Annotated in this window: 16 protein-coding genes and 1 pseudogene; 9 read left to right on the forward strand and 8 right to left on the reverse strand. The window is 64.5% G+C overall.

What is annotated here, in order from left to right; translation table 11 throughout:
• Positions 1-193 precede the first annotated feature (193 nt).
• Positions 194-784 carry a dihydrofolate reductase family protein gene (locus tag FFS52_RS18900; protein WP_065631663.1) on the reverse strand — a complete coding sequence of 197 codons (591 nt, stop codon included), beginning with the start codon at positions 782-784 and terminating at the stop codon, positions 194-196.
• Between the two features lie 189 nt (positions 785-973).
• Entirely contained in the window at positions 974-1414 is a 441-nt protein-coding gene (locus tag FFS52_RS18905) for an SRPBCC domain-containing protein (protein WP_068970444.1), read from the reverse strand.
• Positions 1415-1875: 461 nt separating this feature from the next.
• On the opposite strand from FFS52_RS18905, the gene FFS52_RS18915 reads away from it, so the two are divergent.
• The 3 genes from FFS52_RS18915 to FFS52_RS18925 all read left to right on the forward strand — a co-directional run bounded on the left by FFS52_RS18915 (position 1876) and on the right by FFS52_RS18925 (position 4554).
• Positions 1876-3090, forward strand: coding sequence for an FAD-dependent oxidoreductase (locus FFS52_RS18915; protein WP_065631664.1), 1215 nt, complete (start codon positions 1876-1878; stop codon positions 3088-3090).
• Positions 3091-3119: 29 nt separating this feature from the next.
• Positions 3120-4025 (forward strand): RNA polymerase sigma-70 factor, encoded by a 906-nt coding sequence (locus tag FFS52_RS18920; protein WP_065631665.1) that lies wholly within the window; start codon positions 3120-3122, stop codon positions 4023-4025.
• A gap of 148 nt (positions 4026-4173) precedes the next feature.
• Positions 4174-4554, forward strand: coding sequence for an SRPBCC family protein (locus FFS52_RS18925; protein ID WP_065631666.1), 381 nt, complete (start codon positions 4174-4176; stop codon positions 4552-4554).
• A 51-nt stretch (positions 4555-4605) separates the two neighbouring features.
• Here the strand turns inward: FFS52_RS18925 and FFS52_RS18930 are convergent, their stop codons facing one another.
• Both FFS52_RS18930 and FFS52_RS18935 read right to left on the reverse strand, forming a co-directional pair.
• Entirely contained in the window at positions 4606-4911 is a 306-nt protein-coding gene (locus FFS52_RS18930; RefSeq protein ID WP_068970442.1) for a hypothetical protein, read from the reverse strand.
• A 54-nt stretch (positions 4912-4965) separates the two neighbouring features.
• The gene (locus FFS52_RS18935; protein ID WP_068970441.1) at positions 4966-5727 is read right to left on the reverse strand and encodes a hypothetical protein; all 762 of its coding nucleotides are present in this window, start codon (positions 5725-5727) and stop codon (positions 4966-4968) included.
• 407 nt (positions 5728-6134) lie between these two features.
• Between FFS52_RS18935 and FFS52_RS18940 the strand changes: the two genes are divergently transcribed.
• From FFS52_RS18940 to FFS52_RS18955, 4 genes are all read left to right on the forward strand, one after another.
• Positions 6135-6662 (forward strand): GNAT family N-acetyltransferase, encoded by a 528-nt coding sequence (locus FFS52_RS18940; protein ID WP_065631669.1) that lies wholly within the window; start codon positions 6135-6137, stop codon positions 6660-6662.
• A complete protein-coding gene (locus FFS52_RS18945) occupies positions 6659-7279 on the forward strand; it encodes a TetR/AcrR family transcriptional regulator (RefSeq protein ID WP_223258858.1) in 621 nt (206 codons plus the stop codon). Before FFS52_RS18940 ends, FFS52_RS18945 begins: the two co-directional genes overlap by 4 nt.
• Positions 7280-7398: 119 nt before the next feature.
• Positions 7399-7674: a type II toxin-antitoxin system Phd/YefM family antitoxin gene (locus FFS52_RS18950; RefSeq protein ID WP_055477309.1), complete on the forward strand. Its 276-nt coding sequence runs from the start codon at positions 7399-7401 to the stop codon at positions 7672-7674.
• Positions 7671-7961 carry a type II toxin-antitoxin system RelE/ParE family toxin gene (locus FFS52_RS18955; RefSeq protein WP_055477308.1) on the forward strand — a complete coding sequence of 97 codons (291 nt, stop codon included), beginning with the start codon at positions 7671-7673 and terminating at the stop codon, positions 7959-7961. The genes FFS52_RS18950 and FFS52_RS18955 overlap by 4 nt, the downstream gene beginning before the upstream one ends.
• A gap of 18 nt (positions 7962-7979) precedes the next feature.
• Here FFS52_RS18955 and FFS52_RS18960 read toward each other — a convergent pair whose 3' ends face one another.
• From FFS52_RS18960 to FFS52_RS18975, 4 genes are all read right to left on the reverse strand, one after another.
• Positions 7980-8186 carry a hypothetical protein gene (locus FFS52_RS18960; RefSeq protein WP_055477311.1) on the reverse strand — a complete coding sequence of 69 codons (207 nt, stop codon included), beginning with the start codon at positions 8184-8186 and terminating at the stop codon, positions 7980-7982.
• Between the two features lie 667 nt (positions 8187-8853).
• Entirely contained in the window at positions 8854-9087 is a 234-nt protein-coding gene (locus FFS52_RS18965) for a hypothetical protein (protein ID WP_055477307.1), read from the reverse strand.
• 588 nt (positions 9088-9675) lie between these two features.
• Positions 9676-9915 carry a hypothetical protein gene (locus FFS52_RS18970; protein WP_055477305.1) on the reverse strand — a complete coding sequence of 80 codons (240 nt, stop codon included), beginning with the start codon at positions 9913-9915 and terminating at the stop codon, positions 9676-9678.
• A 34-nt stretch (positions 9916-9949) separates the two neighbouring features.
• Positions 9950-12010, reverse strand: coding sequence for a DEAD/DEAH box helicase family protein (locus FFS52_RS18975; protein WP_068970440.1), 2061 nt, complete (start codon positions 12008-12010; stop codon positions 9950-9952).
• Between the two features lie 283 nt (positions 12011-12293).
• Here FFS52_RS18975 and FFS52_RS18980 point away from each other — a divergent pair, with 283 nt between their 5' ends.
• Both FFS52_RS18980 and FFS52_RS18985 read left to right on the forward strand, forming a co-directional pair.
• Positions 12294-13391 (forward strand): reprolysin-like metallopeptidase, encoded by a 1098-nt coding sequence (locus tag FFS52_RS18980; RefSeq protein WP_171011677.1) that lies wholly within the window; start codon positions 12294-12296, stop codon positions 13389-13391.
• Positions 13339-13506, forward strand: a pseudogene (locus tag FFS52_RS18985) (IS256 family transposase); the annotation flags it as partial. The gene FFS52_RS18980 and the pseudogene FFS52_RS18985, both read left to right, overlap by 53 nt.

Genomic DNA, 13506 nt, shown 5'->3' on the forward strand with positions numbered 1-13506 from the left:
TTCTCGCGGCGTCGCGCACACGAGAGCGGATAGGAAACGGCTGACTGAACGAATTGCGACCGGTCTCGGAGAGCTGGCCTCGGAAAACGCGATGTGATGTCACCAGCCGCGTCGCCGGTCAGTCGATTGCACCTCCCGTGCCACCCTACGTTCGTGTCCATTAGCACCGTGCCTGCGGGGAGGTGATTCGATTTCATTCATGAGTCGCGGGTGTCGTCAGGGCGGCGTATCTGAGCAAGACTGCGCCAGAGGAGAAGGGTCGGCATTCCATCAGTTCCAGTCGGGTTGAAGGCTGGTGTGCGTCGAGGACGGGTTTGCCTTTGCAGAGCAAGATCGGGTTGACGATGAGGTGGAACTCATCGACCGCGTTCATCGCATTGAGTGTCGCGATCAAGCTGAGGCTGCCGTAGACGACCACATCGCCGTTGGCGCGATCCTTGATGCGCTGGATCTCGCTGGCGGTCACTTCTGTGACGTGCTGGGTCACCGGCCATGCGGCGATGTCACCGGAACGGGAGGCGACGAACTTGTCGAGCTGGTCGAGGCGACGGGCGTAACGCCGATTGCCGTCGTCGGCGTCGATCGTTCCGGCGGCGACAGCCGGCCAGTAGGAGGCGAAGTCGGCGTGCGTGATCCGGCCGAGCAGGAGCGCGCCGGCGTGCTCGACGAGGGCGAGTTCGTAGTTCATGAGGTCGGAATCGGCGAGTAGCCAGTCCATGGAGTCATCGAGGCCAGCGACATAACCGTCGAGAGTGGTCCACATGCTGATGATCAGTCTGCTCACGATCCTTGCTTCTTTCTCTGGGCCCGAAAAGTCATCGGAGCTGCGCGTCCCGCAGCCAGGGCTCTGCACGTCCTGGCGACGATGGGGGGCTCGTGGCCCCGATAGGCGGTATTTGTGAACTCCTCGCCCGGATAGCTCCGGTCGGGACGGTTGCGCTTTCCGTTCCGCGTATGCGACAGCGCCTCGGGACTACCCGGACAGCACAGCATTCAGCGCTTCGAACGCCGCGTGCCAGCCGGCCGTCGCGTACTCGTACTGCTCATCGGTGAGGTTTCCGCCGGTTTGGCTGAAGCGGAGCTCGGTGCCGGCGTCGACTGCGATGAGGTCCACGGTGAGAAGTTCACGTGCGTCGCCCGGCTCGTCGGTCATCGTCAGCACGAGTTTGCTCGGTCGCTGCACTTCGATGTACTCCCCGCGCCAATGGAACTCGGGCATTTCCGCGTCGGCGATCATGGTTGCGGTCCAGGTGCCTCCGGGTCGGGCGTCCAGCGTGACCGAGTCGACGGGGACCTCATTCGTGGCACCGCCGAAGAAGGCGGCGAAGAGTTGCGGCGTCGTCCACGCGTCGAAGACGGCGTCGGGGGAGGCGTCGACGGTGTGGGTGAGGGTTGCTCCGGTTGTGTCGATCATGGTGATCCTGCCTTGTCGTCGTCGATGTCTGCAGGCATCGGTGGCTCGGTGCGGACGGTCTCGTCCCACCCGGGCAGACTCCCGGCGCGGCGGGAACCCATCGGCGCTCGGACGACGGAAGCGCTGGATGGGTCCAGTCGGCGATCCGCATCAGGATGGAGCGTTTGCCGCCTAGACGCCTTTGTTCTCAGCGCGGTGTGGTCGACCGCATTGGCGGATCGGAAAGATGGTCCGGCCGGACGATCATCCGAGGCCACGGCGGTTGCCGCAGGACCGCCGCCGATCCCAGGGCAGCTGCGACGAGACCGGTGATCACCCCGATGAGAGCCACTACCGTGTCGGGCGCAGGTCGGCGCCGAGGGTGGCCGCTGACCAGCGGATTCGGCCCGGGTGTCACATTCTCGTCGCCGCCGGTGTCTCGAGGGCGAGCACTATCGAACACCACCACGGAAGGCGGGACCATGAACACCACCGACATCAACCAGATCGGCGACGACAAGGCTGACGGGGAGCGGACGCACGTTGTCGTACTGGGTGCGGGCTACGCCGGCGCGATGGCGGCCAACCGGCTCCGGCGTGATCGTGCGGTCGACGTCACGGTCGTGAACCCACAGCCGTTCTTCGTACAGCGCATACGGCTCCACCAGTTCGTTTCGGGGACCGGTGATCCGCAGATCGCATTCGACGATGTGCTGGCCGACGACATCCGCGTTCTCGCCGACACCGCCACGCGCATCGACGCCGACGCACGGCGAGTCCATCTGGCGTCGGGCGCGCACCTCGATTACGACTACCTCATCTACGCGATCGGCACCCGCCACCGCACCCCCGAGATCCCAGGGGCCGCGGACCATGCGCTGTTCATCGCCGATTGGGAGAGTGCACAACGCATGCGCGAACGCGTCGAGGATCTGGCGGCGCACGAGACGGTCACCGTCATCGGCGGGGGACTCACCGGGATCGAGGTTGCGGCAGAACTCGCCGAGAGCGGACACAGCGTCCGGTTGGTGGGCGGCGGTGAGTTCGCGGCTTCGGTGAGCGCCCGGGCTCGACGCGCCACGGAGACGCAGCTGAATCGACTGGGTGTCGATGTCATGGACCAGGGACGTGTGGTCGAGCTCGGGGAGCGGACCGTCACCGTCGACATCGACGGTCAACGAATCGTGCTACCCAGCGCGGCAACGGTTCTCGCGACCGGCTTCGAGGCGCCGGAACTCGCGGCCGCCAGCGGCCTGGAGACCGACGAGATCGGCCGCCTGCGCGCCGACGCCGCCCTGGCCAGCATCGACGACGACCGGATCATCGGCGCCGGTGACGCGGTGGCTGTTGATGGCATGACGCTGCGGATGAGCTGTCAGGCCGCTGAACCACTGGGCGCCCAGGCCGCCGACGCGGTCCTCGCGAAGATCGCCGGTGAGCAGCCGAGCCCTGTCGACCAGGGCTTCGTCGCGCAGTGTGCCAGCATCGGCCGACATGCGGCCACCCTGCAGTTCACGCGCCGCGACGATTCGCCGACGCCGGCGGTGGTGACCGGTCGTCTCGCAGCCTGGACGAAGGAGTTGGTGTGCCGAGAAACCGTGGCCAACATCCGGCGTGAGGCCGCGCGGCCCGGTAAGTTCAGCTGGTTCGGTGCAGCGAAGAGCGCGACCGCCGAGCGTGAACCGGTCGGACGATGACGAACGGCCCGTCGACGAACGGAGTAGCTATGACAGGCGGTCAACTCGACCGTCGCGCAGCACGATTCGCAGAACTGCGGCCGTTGCTGTTCACCGTCGCCTATGAGATCGTCGGTTCCGCCGCCGACGCGGATGATGTCCTGCAGGAGAGCTACCTGAGGTGGGCGGAGGTCGACGACGTCGAAGTCGCCGACCCGAAGGCCTACCTCGCGAAGATCGTCACACGCCAGGCACTCAACACCCTGCGGTCGCGCTCGCGGCGTCGTGAGGAGTACGTCGGCCCGTGGCTCCCCGAGCCGATCCTGCTCGACGACCGCGACCTCGCCGACGACGTCGTACTCGCCGAGTCGGTGTCCACGGCGATGTTGGTGGTGCTGGAATCGCTGAGTCCGGACGAGCGTGCAGTGTTCGTGTTGCGCGAGGTGTTCGGGTTCTCCTACGCCGAGATCGGATCGATGGTCTCGAAGTCGTCGGCCGCGGTGCGCCAGATCGCGCACCGCGCCCGGTCGCATGTCGAGTCGCGGCGGCCCCGGTTCGAGCCGGTCGACGCCCAACGCGCCGGAGCGGTTGTCGAGGAGTTTCTCGCCGCCGCGCAGTCAGGTGAGGTCGAATCGCTCATGGCGCTGCTGTCGCCCGACGTCGTGTTCACCGCCGACAGTGACGGCAAGGCCACGGCGGTGAAACGGCCCATTCAGGGTTCGCTGCCGGTGGCGCGCCTGCTCACCGGATTCGCGCGACTCGGGACGACGATCGACGACTATCGCGCGGAGGTGGCGGTGCTCAATCACGAGCCCGGCATGCTCGTGTACTTCGACGGAAAACTGCAGGGCGTGTTCACGTTCCACATTGTCGACGGCGTGATCGACCAGATCTACGCGATGCGCAATCCCGACAAGCTCGCCGGGGTCGAGGAACCGCGAACGATCGCACGGTGACGTTCACCCGGCACGTTTCTATGCGGGAACAAGGCGATGAGGGCCGCGCCGGGCCTTGTTCTGCGACGATGGTCCGATGTTGCACAACTTGTCGACTCCCGCATCGCTCAGGTCGGTGCTGCGAGTTCGCACTGGTTTTCGGCATGGCATGCCGACGACAGAGTTGCGGATGAATCTGGCTCCTGACGCAGTGTGGGCGACGATCACCGATGTGAACGCCTGGCCGTCATGGGGACCCACGGTTTTCGGGGCGCAGGTAGACGGTGACGTCGAGTTGGCCTCTGGGACACGCGGAACGATCACGACTGTCGCGGGGGTACCCGTGCCGTTCGAGATCACCGAGTTCGTCGACGGACGATTGTGGGCGTGGAAGGTGGCGGGTGTGAACGCGACGCGGCACGAGGTGATCCCGGTGGCGGGTGGCTGCATTCTCAGCTTCGGTGCGCCGGTCTGGGCGGTACCGTATCTGCCGGTACTGGCCATCGCGTTGCCGCGGATCGAACGGATCGCGTCTGGTCTCGGAAGCTGACCTCGAAAGGCGCTGCTGCGTCAGAGATGTGATGACACCGGCCCCGCCGCGTCAGTCGATTGCCGCTGCCGGCGGCCTCAGGGCATCGCGCTGAACGAAGATACCGACAACGACGCCGACGATGGTCAAGAGCACGACCAGGGCTACCCCCGGAATCACGTACCCTATCCCGTCGGGGCAGACCCACACCTGCTGCCCATCGATCGTGGTCGAGGAACAGCCCAGGTGCAGCACGGACTCGGACAGATAGATCAGCGGCCACGCCAGAGCGACCGCTGTCGGTACCGCGACCGCAACACTGACCAGGAGGATTCCGATCAGTGTCGACAGTGAGCGCAGAAGCCGCGAGTCCGTCATCGCCTCACTGTACGAGCGACCGTCGCCCAATATCAGTGCCCCGGACCGACGCCATCATGAGAGCAGTCCACTGGGTGTCACGGCCACCCACCGGCCATCGCTGGGTGGTAGGTCTTTCCACCCGCGGGAGTGGGCACGGTCGCAGATGATGCGTTCGCATCGCGGGCGGTCGGCGGGGGAGGCGTGCCATCGTTCGACGGCGGCGGCGATCGTGGGAAGCACGGTCACGTGTGGACCCATCGTTGGGTGGCGGGACTCCGCAGCGTATACGTCGCTCCAGAAATGACTCCCGACGACTGGGTGGACAAAACCGTCACCGATTCGGGCCGACATCATCTTGCTGTAGGCGCGCGTGCCCGCAGCATGAACTCCGTCGTCGTGGTCGCCGCCGAGGGCGAACATCAACTCTTCACCGAGCTGCTGCTGATGAACGGTTGTCATCGAATGCCCGTCGATGACCGGTTCGCCGGGTGCTCGGCGGCGAAATCTGGACATGATGTCGGCGACCGTGGCGGCGATCTCCGGGGGGATCAGCGGCGGGACAGAGTTCGCCGGCTCGTCACTGGTGAAAGCGAGGTACCGGAGGCTCTCTCCGACGAACGTGTCCCACGTTCCCTCCACGATTGAGTACTGGGTGACGGAATAGATGAATTGGTCGAATACGTCACGGGCAAACGGGACGCTCCGGCGTAGCAGGTCGACCTGGGCGAGAGGTACAGCACGGTGCAAGCGGGATTCGAGGAGACGGTCCTCGTGGTACAGACTCACTTCGATCCCCATGCACTCGGCAAACCGACGGTCGACGCCGTCGGGCATGAGGTCACCTGTGACCAGTAGAACACGGAAACCACCGGATGTGATCGGTCAGCCTTCACGTCTTCAGAGCTTGACGGCAGTTTCCGGCCAACCGGCCACGTATCACTCTGCACGACAGACGTTCTCGTGGTGAGAGCTGTTGGTGTAGAGGTGGTAGTCGCAGCTCGGGGTGTACATCCGAGGCCCACCCGGTGGGGGAGACACGACACGCTGAATGGCCGGCCCAGATCGCGAGGTAGCAGTCGTCGGAACTGCGCGTCACCACAGCCAGGGCTCTGTACGTCCGGGTGACGACGGCGTGGTCGCCGCCGACGTAGAGAGGGTGAACGCCGTCGCACGGCTCAATTCGCGCAGCGTGTGTTACCGTACTGAAACACTCGTTTCAGTGAGATTACTCGGAGGTCGCGATGACCCAGGGAACAGCAGCGGCGTGGTCGACCCCGCCGTCCGGTGGTGTCGTGCTCCGTCCGTTCGGCAAGCCAGGCGACCTCGGGTGGGTCGTACAGACCAACGGCGAGGTGTACGCGCGCGAGTTCGGTTGGGACATAACGATCGAGACGCTGGTCGCCGACATCGTTGCCGCCTTTGCCCGCAACCACGACGAAGACACCGAGGCCGGCTGGGTCGCCGAACTCGACGGCGCGCGGGTCGGCTCGGTGTTCTGCACTCGTGGACAGGATGAGCGCACCGCCAAGCTGCGAGTGCTCGTGGTCGATCCGAAGGCGCGAGGGCACTCGCTGGGTCGACGTCTGGTCGGGACCAGCGTCGATTTCGCGAGGCGAGCGGGCTATGAGCGGATGGAACTCTGGACGGTCGACTCCCTGACTTCAGCTCGTCGCGTCTACATTGACGCCGGATTCGCGCTGGACACCGAGTGGTCGAGCCGCCTGTTCGGAAAAGATCTGGTCGAACAGACCTGGTCACAAACTCTGTGAGCGCGCCACGGCCTGAGCTGGCGACAGGCTCTGCCCGTCGAGTCCAGCTCCTCGACGCCGCATACGCCTACATCGTCGACAACGGGGCAGCCTCCCTGTCGCTACGACCGTTGGCGACCGCGATCGGGTCGAGTCCGCGTGTGCTGCTGTACTTGTTCGGCAGCAAGGATGGACTCATCCAGGCACTGCTGCAGCACGCTCGCGCCGACCAGATGGAATCGATGGCGGGGCGCGTAGTCCTCGCAAAACAGCCTGCTGCACGGGATATCTTCGCCGTTGCACGAGCGGTGTGGGAATGGCTGTCCACGCCTTCGCAACGACCGGTACTGGCATTGTGGGTCGAGGCTTACGGTCGAGCGCTCACCGACCCCGACGGCCCGTGGAGCCTGTTCGCGCAGGGGACTGTCGACGACTGGCTGACGATGCTCGCCGAGGCGCAACCGACAGGCGTCCGGCAAACGTCGAAGGCCGAAAGTGAACGGACGGCTGTTCTCGCCGTCCTCCGTGGCGGTCTCCTCGACCTGCTGGCAACCGGCGACGTCCGACGAACCACAACCGCTGTCCACATGGCTCTGGACTCTCTGGCTGGACGAGTCGTGCCCGAGGGCCCGCAGTAGTGGGTGATCGGCGCGGGTTAATACAGCAGATGAGTATGCAATCATCTACTTGACATAATATCTATTATCGGCTAAAAACGAGGCTAGTGGAAGGCTAGTATTGCGGCTATCATGTAGCCATGACGACAGTGCCACTCGGTGAAGCTAAGGACAAGCTCTCCGCGCTGGTCGACAGCGCCGAGAGCACGCACGACATCATCACGATCACCAAGCACGGCAAACCCGCCGCGGTGCTGATGTCGGCCGACGACCTCGAATCGCTGCACGAGACGATCTACTGGCTCTCACGCGCCGGCGTCCGCGACGACGTCGCTACCGCAGACGCCGAGTACGCGGCCGGTGAGACCGTCTCCATCGACGACCTGCGCGCCGAACACGGCATGCCGCCGAAATGAGCGACGCTCCGACAGACTCGTCCGCCCCGTACCGGGTTGAGGTCGCATCCCCAGCTCGACGCGACCTTCAACGACTCCCATCCCGGATCGTCCACGCCGTCATCGAATTCATCTCCGGGCCGCTCGCCGAGAACCCCCACCGGCTTAGCAAGCCGCTGCGCGACGACCTCGCAGACCTTCACAGCGCCCGCCGCGGCGATTATCGCATCCTGCTCCGCATCGACGACCCCAACCACACCATCGTCATTGTCAGAATCGACCACCGAGCCCACGCCTACCGCACCTGAGTCTGGTGCGTTGAATTCTCAACCGACCCGGCGGTACTTCCTGTGCATTGCCTGCTTCGTCGTTCCAAGGAGCGTGCCGATCTCTGCCCACGACAGTCCTGCCAGGCGTGCCCGCCGCACCGCGACTTCCTCCTCGCGGGCAATCTCCCGTCGCCAATCTGCGACTCGGGAAAGCTGCTCGATTGGTGTCTCGTCGTCGTCGCCGCGGTCCAGTCCAGTCCTCATGCAGACCAGCGTGCCCGTGTCTCCGCGATCCGTCAACATTGGTTGACGGAAACCAGTTTGAATCACTGCTCGTCGTCAGTACCCGCATTCCTGGGCTGTCGACCAGCTCTAAGACCTCATCATCGCGCTGCAACGCCAGGTCAGCATGATCATCGCCGCCTCAAGACCACTTGTAGTGGTGACGATGGAGTGATCGTAAGCGGAACACGCACTATCCATCACCGCTGTGCGAGCTGTCAGCCTCGCCATCGGTGCTATCCGGGGGTCCCGAGCGACGGTCCGGCCAGTTGGAAGGGTCGGGCAGCAAGCTGCGATCACCACCGAAGGCATCGCCGAGCCCGAAACCGCCATTGCGAATGGCCATATCCAGTCCTGAAGACTTCCACAACCTGGAAGCCACGTCATCGAAAGCTCCAGGGTTGGTCTTGCTTAGCGACAGCAACGCGTCGTTCAGAGCACCCTCTTAGCGAAGAATGCCTGTGCGGCGACGACTCCGACTGCGAACGAGCTGCAGCACGAATGGCCGAGGCCCACCTGCCTAACGCCCACCAGCTCCTGACGATGCTCGCCGACACCCTCGGCTACAGCCTCACCAAGCGGTAAGTAGGAACGAAGCCTCCCGCTGCCCGGACATCCCAGGCAGCGGGAGGCTTTCGCTCATACGTGGTTATGCCTGCGTGAGGCGGTCCTCGCGCTCGCGGACCAGTCGCACGATCCCCTGGAACACGCGGTACCCGCGTGCCCGCTGGTACCCGCTCACCGCTCGGTCGTACACCGCCGCGACCGGAAGGGTCTCCGACTCCAGACCGCGGTCCTCGACCAGCTCCTCGTAGATCGAGTTGAACGGAGCGATCCAGTTGTTCAGGCGGCGATCGGGACCGTAGTCGCCCAGCCGGTACACCGACTCCCGCGAGACGAACCCGCCGTTGCGGATGAGATTTTCGCGCTAAACAAGTTCTCTTACGAACCGGCCCTCGGTGCCATAGATTGAGCCGGGACTCACCGTAAGGTGGGTCGATGGTAGCCACTTTCGCCGTATCGCGTGCAGGCAAGGCCCAGGTCGTCGCCGCCGCTATCATCGGCTTCGTAGTCGGGATGTTCGTCGTGATCCCGCTCGCCCATCTGACACGGAGCTGGCTGGGCTTGTCGGAACCCACCGCCGCGCCCCTGGATGCACCGGTGGACAGGCCGCTCATCGCCACGTACTGGGTTCCGTGGTTGCTGGCATGGGCGGTGCTACTCCTTCCCGGGATCGCGGTTATGCTCCCGGCACGCACCCGTTGGGCTGGCTGGGCGTACTCGCTCGCGGCTGGCGTAACGGCCGGAGTGATCGCGCTACTCGGGGCATGGACCGATTGGGGCTTGGGATAGACCTTGTCGATCAGGACTGCTTCTTGCAACTCGCCCTAGTTCAACACGTCCCGTTACCAGTTGAAAAATGCTGGGGGACAGGGCTTTAGCTAGCCAGATAGACATAGGCCCGTCGGCGTCACAGGCCGAGCTGCTGGCGCAGCGTGGCGAGGTCCTGTTGAGCGACGTCGAGGATCTCGGCGGCCGCCGGCGGGCAGTATCTGATCGCCTTGTCGTTTTCCGTGATGACCAGGTGGGTGTCACCGGCCAGGATGAAGTGGGCCTTCTTGCCTTTGCGGTGGGCGGCGCACGGACGCTCGTGATTCGTGCGGGGCGTCTCGACACGGACGTGGCGCAGGATCGCTTTGGTGGTGGGCATGCTGACTCCTTTGGGGCACGGTACGGGTGAGGTTTTACCCGCGTTGGGACAGTTGGGATCTCAACGTGTCGCGGACGGTGTCGGCGATCTTGTCGATGCGTTCGAAGATGGTGGTCAACTGCTCGCCCGACCACTCGCCGCGGGTGCCGTTGGGCATGCCCACCGCCTCGTTGATCGCCGCGGCCAGACGGCGGATTGCGATGACCGTGTTGTGCTGACGCGGGCCGCCCGTGACGGCCATCAGCTGGTGACCCCGGGTCGGGAGGTCGAGGTCGGCCAGAATTCGGTTGGCGACCGCCTTGGTGCGCTGGTTGACCCGGGTCTTGGCCGATTGTCGTGCCCGCTGCGGGGAGACCGGGATCGGCTGCGGCGCAGGGGGTGCGGCTGCTGCCTGCTGCGCCAGCAGGCGTTGGCGTAGCTGCTCGCGGTCAACGACGTCGCCGACACGAATGCCGGGGGCGACTTCGCGGTTCAAGATCTCGTCGAGGACCCGGTCGTCGGTGGGATCAAGGTAGGTCTGCTCGACGAAGTCGGTGAGGATCTCGTTGTCGACGAGCATGCCCTCGTCGAATCGGCGGGCACGCGGTTCGCCATCACCGTTGCCATCGCCGTCATCGTCGGTGGTGCCGGCAACCCATCCGTGCACCAAGGCTTGGTCATCGAGGTCGAGTTCGCGGAATTCTGACCAGCGGGCGTCGTTGTTGAGTCCGATGTGGGACACGATGTGGCCCTGGTTGTCGGGGTGCTCGGGGGCCGCCTCCTGCACCACGCGCATCACCCGGCCGACAAACTGGATGTAGGGCGCCAGGCTGCGGAAGGGCCGGAAGATCGCCGCGACACTCAGGCGCGGGTGGTCGAAGCCCTCACCGAGCATCTGCACCTGCACGACGCAGTCGAGCTGCCCTTGGCGCAGCCGTGCGATGACGGCGTCCTGGTCGTTTTCGTCCATGTCGGAATGGATCTCGGCCGCGCGGTATCCGCATTCGTTGTAGATCGCGGCGACCTGGCGGGCATGGTCGACCGAGCAGGCCGCGGCGATGATCTGGTGCTGGATACCGGTCTGGGCGCGCATCCGGTCACACGCCTGGATGCTGGCCTCCACGATGTGGCGGTTGCACTCGGTACTCAGCGCCACGCCGCGGCGGAACCAGGCCTCCTCGCGCAGTTCCAGGACTTCGTCGAGGGTGTGGCGGCGGGTGTCGTCACGGTAGGTGAAGTACAGCTCGGCGGGGGCGACGTTGCGGGAGTGGATCTGCTTGATGTAGCCGGTGATCATCGCCCGGGTGAACGGGTACCGGTAGACGATGTCGCCGTGCAGCTGCTGCTGGTCGGAGCGAAACGGGGTGGCGGTCAGGCTGACGACCTTGGCATTGGGGAAGCGCCGGAACACCTTCTGCCAGCTTTCGGCGGCAGCGTGATGGCCCTCATCGACCAGGATCATGTCAAAAAAGTCCTCCGGGAACTGCGGAAGCCACCGGTCGGCCTGGCTGGCCAGCTGCTGGATGTTGCAGACCACGAAGTCACTTTCGATCGCGTCGTGGACGTTGGCGTTTGGCCCGTCCAGGACGGCCATCCACGGCCCTGCGGTGAAATCCGACAACACCCGACACTTGGTCCAGAAACACTGCGGGCTGGTGATGTCCACGGCATCGGCGACCCCCTTACGGATCGTCAAGTTCGGCGTGATCACCAGCGTGCGACCACGGGCGATGCCGAAGGGCAGAGTCGCCATGATGCCGGTCTTGCCGCACCCGACTGGAATCTGCACGATCGCCGGGGTGGCGTTCTCAGCGAAGTGCTCGCGCACAGCACGGTGGGCCTCGCGCTGTGGCTCCCGCAACGCCGCGTTGGCCTCGACGTCCGCGTTGGCGGTGACGAACACACTGCTGTTGGCGCCAGCCGCGGCGGCCTCCTGGGCACGGCGATACTCCAGCCGGAACGGCTCCAGGTCGGCGCGCCGGTAATACCGGTAATCACTGCCGGGGCGCCGCAGCGCAGGCAAGGTGCCGTCACGATCCCATCGCCGCAGCGTCTGGGCGGACACCCCGAGATAAGCAGCCGCCTCCGCGACTCGCAGAAAACCTTGTTCAGCCATGATTAAAACTATACAACATTATACAACTCTAACAAGTATCCACTGCGTATATTGCCGCGCGCAAATGAGCTTCAACCTCGACACACTCTCCCGCTCACACGTCAGGTCACCTGGACGGGCCGGGCCCTCGAGGCCGACAAAGTCACCACAGCGTCCCGCTACATCAGTCGGGCAGGTAGGTGCGAGGCAGGAGTGCCGAAGTGATCTGCGGTACCCGATTTTCGTTGACGTAGATCACACATTGCAGATAGCGTGTCCACCACTTGCTGGTCTTGGGGGGCGAGTGAAGGTGGTGACGGTGCGTAGGTTTGGTATTGCCCTGGCCTCGTTAGTAATTGCCGCATTAATGTGGATCGGCGCAGGCGCGGTACGCGCGGACGTCTTCCATGGTTACTGGATCTACGGGAAGATCCACGAGGAATACGAACAAGCCGGTGGTTACAACTTCTTCGGCAACGCCACCATCCCCGAGTCAAACACCCAGAACGGCGGCAAGTTTCAGAAGTTCGTCAAGAACAGCTCGATCTACTGGCACTCCGCCGTGGCCGGCGGGCATGCCAACCAGATCGGTGGACTTATTCGCGATGCGTGGGGCCGAGTAGGTTGGGAGACTGGGTATCTGGGCTATCCGATCACCCGCGAGTTCGGCGTCAACGGCGGGCGCGCGAATCACATGGTGGCCGGGTCGATCTACTACTCGGCCACGACCGGAGCTAAAAACGTGTGGCTGGGAATCCGCGACGTCTGGGCCGATTCAGGCTGGGAGAACGGGCGATTCAAGTTTCCCACTGAAGACACCCGCACCACCACCTGCTCGGTCTGGGCGCAAGACTTCCAGGGCGGCACTGTGCTCTACAAGGACACGGGCGTCGGCGGCTACTTCCTACCCAACAACGACGTCGATGGGCAGCGCCTCGCCTACAGCACCGGCGGCGGTTTCCTCTACGGCGCCGAGCTGCAATCTGCGGTGAACTCCTGGAACCAACTCAGTCCTATCACGGTCGCGCCGGTAGGTGTGTTCGAGGTTGCCGATGTGGCGATCTCGACGGAAAACCGATCCGATGTGAGCTGGTCTGGGCTGCACACGCGCTACAACGCGCCGCTGACCAGCACTATCCAGATCAACATGCACTACGTGCAGGGCTACTCATCGGCGAGGAGAGCGGGGGTGATCGCCCACGAGATTGGGCACGCACTGGGACTGTTCCACACCTGCTCCAACGACCTGATGGCAGATAATGACGGGGCCCGCGGAACGTCCTACACGCCCACTGGGGGGTGTCAGATGGTCTGTGTAAGTCCGGTGCTCATCAGTGAGAGGACAATCTATGAGCATGGCGTTAGACGACAAGCAGCACGACGACGGTCAGCAGCTGCCTGAGCTGGCTGAGCCGCGTTCGACCGCGGAGGTGGCCGAGGCGCTGGAGGCCTCGGGCATGGTCGATGAGTTGTTGGCCCAGATCGATACCGGCCAGGTCCAGATCACCGGCGACGGC

This window comes from Gordonia sp. ALPHA1B1 (assembly GCF_005502615.1).
Classification (GTDB): domain Bacteria; phylum Actinomycetota; class Actinomycetes; order Mycobacteriales; family Mycobacteriaceae; genus Gordonia; species Gordonia hongkongensis.

Excerpts from the sequence above, each read along its gene's own strand:
- FFS52_RS18970 (WP_055477305.1), bottom strand. The coding sequence starts at position 9,915 with ATGCCCACCACCAAAGCGATCCTGCGCCACGTCCGTGTCGAGACGCCC.
- FFS52_RS18935 (WP_068970441.1), bottom strand. The coding sequence starts at position 5,727 with ATGCCCGACGGCGTCGACCGTCGGTTTGCCGAGTGCATGGGGATCGAA.
- FFS52_RS18940 (WP_065631669.1), top strand. The coding sequence starts at position 6,135 with ATGACCCAGGGAACAGCAGCGGCGTGGTCGACCCCGCCGTCCGGTGGT.
- FFS52_RS18915 (WP_065631664.1), top strand. The coding sequence starts at position 1,876 with ATGAACACCACCGACATCAACCAGATCGGCGACGACAAGGCTGACGGG.
- FFS52_RS18905 (WP_068970444.1), bottom strand. The coding sequence starts at position 1,414 with ATGATCGACACAACCGGAGCAACCCTCACCCACACCGTCGACGCCTCC.
- FFS52_RS18955 (WP_055477308.1), top strand. The coding sequence starts at position 7,671 with ATGAGCGACGCTCCGACAGACTCGTCCGCCCCGTACCGGGTTGAGGTC.
- FFS52_RS18975 (WP_068970440.1), bottom strand. The coding sequence starts at position 12,010 with ATGGCTGAACAAGGTTTTCTGCGAGTCGCGGAGGCGGCTGCTTATCTC.
- FFS52_RS18930 (WP_068970442.1), bottom strand. The coding sequence starts at position 4,911 with ATGACGGACTCGCGGCTTCTGCGCTCACTGTCGACACTGATCGGAATC.
- FFS52_RS18925 (WP_065631666.1), top strand. The coding sequence starts at position 4,174 with ATGCCGACGACAGAGTTGCGGATGAATCTGGCTCCTGACGCAGTGTGG.
- FFS52_RS18960 (WP_055477311.1), bottom strand. The coding sequence starts at position 8,186 with ATGAGGACTGGACTGGACCGCGGCGACGACGACGAGACACCAATCGAG.
- FFS52_RS18950 (WP_055477309.1), top strand. The coding sequence starts at position 7,399 with ATGACGACAGTGCCACTCGGTGAAGCTAAGGACAAGCTCTCCGCGCTG.
- FFS52_RS18920 (WP_065631665.1), top strand. The coding sequence starts at position 3,120 with ATGACAGGCGGTCAACTCGACCGTCGCGCAGCACGATTCGCAGAACTG.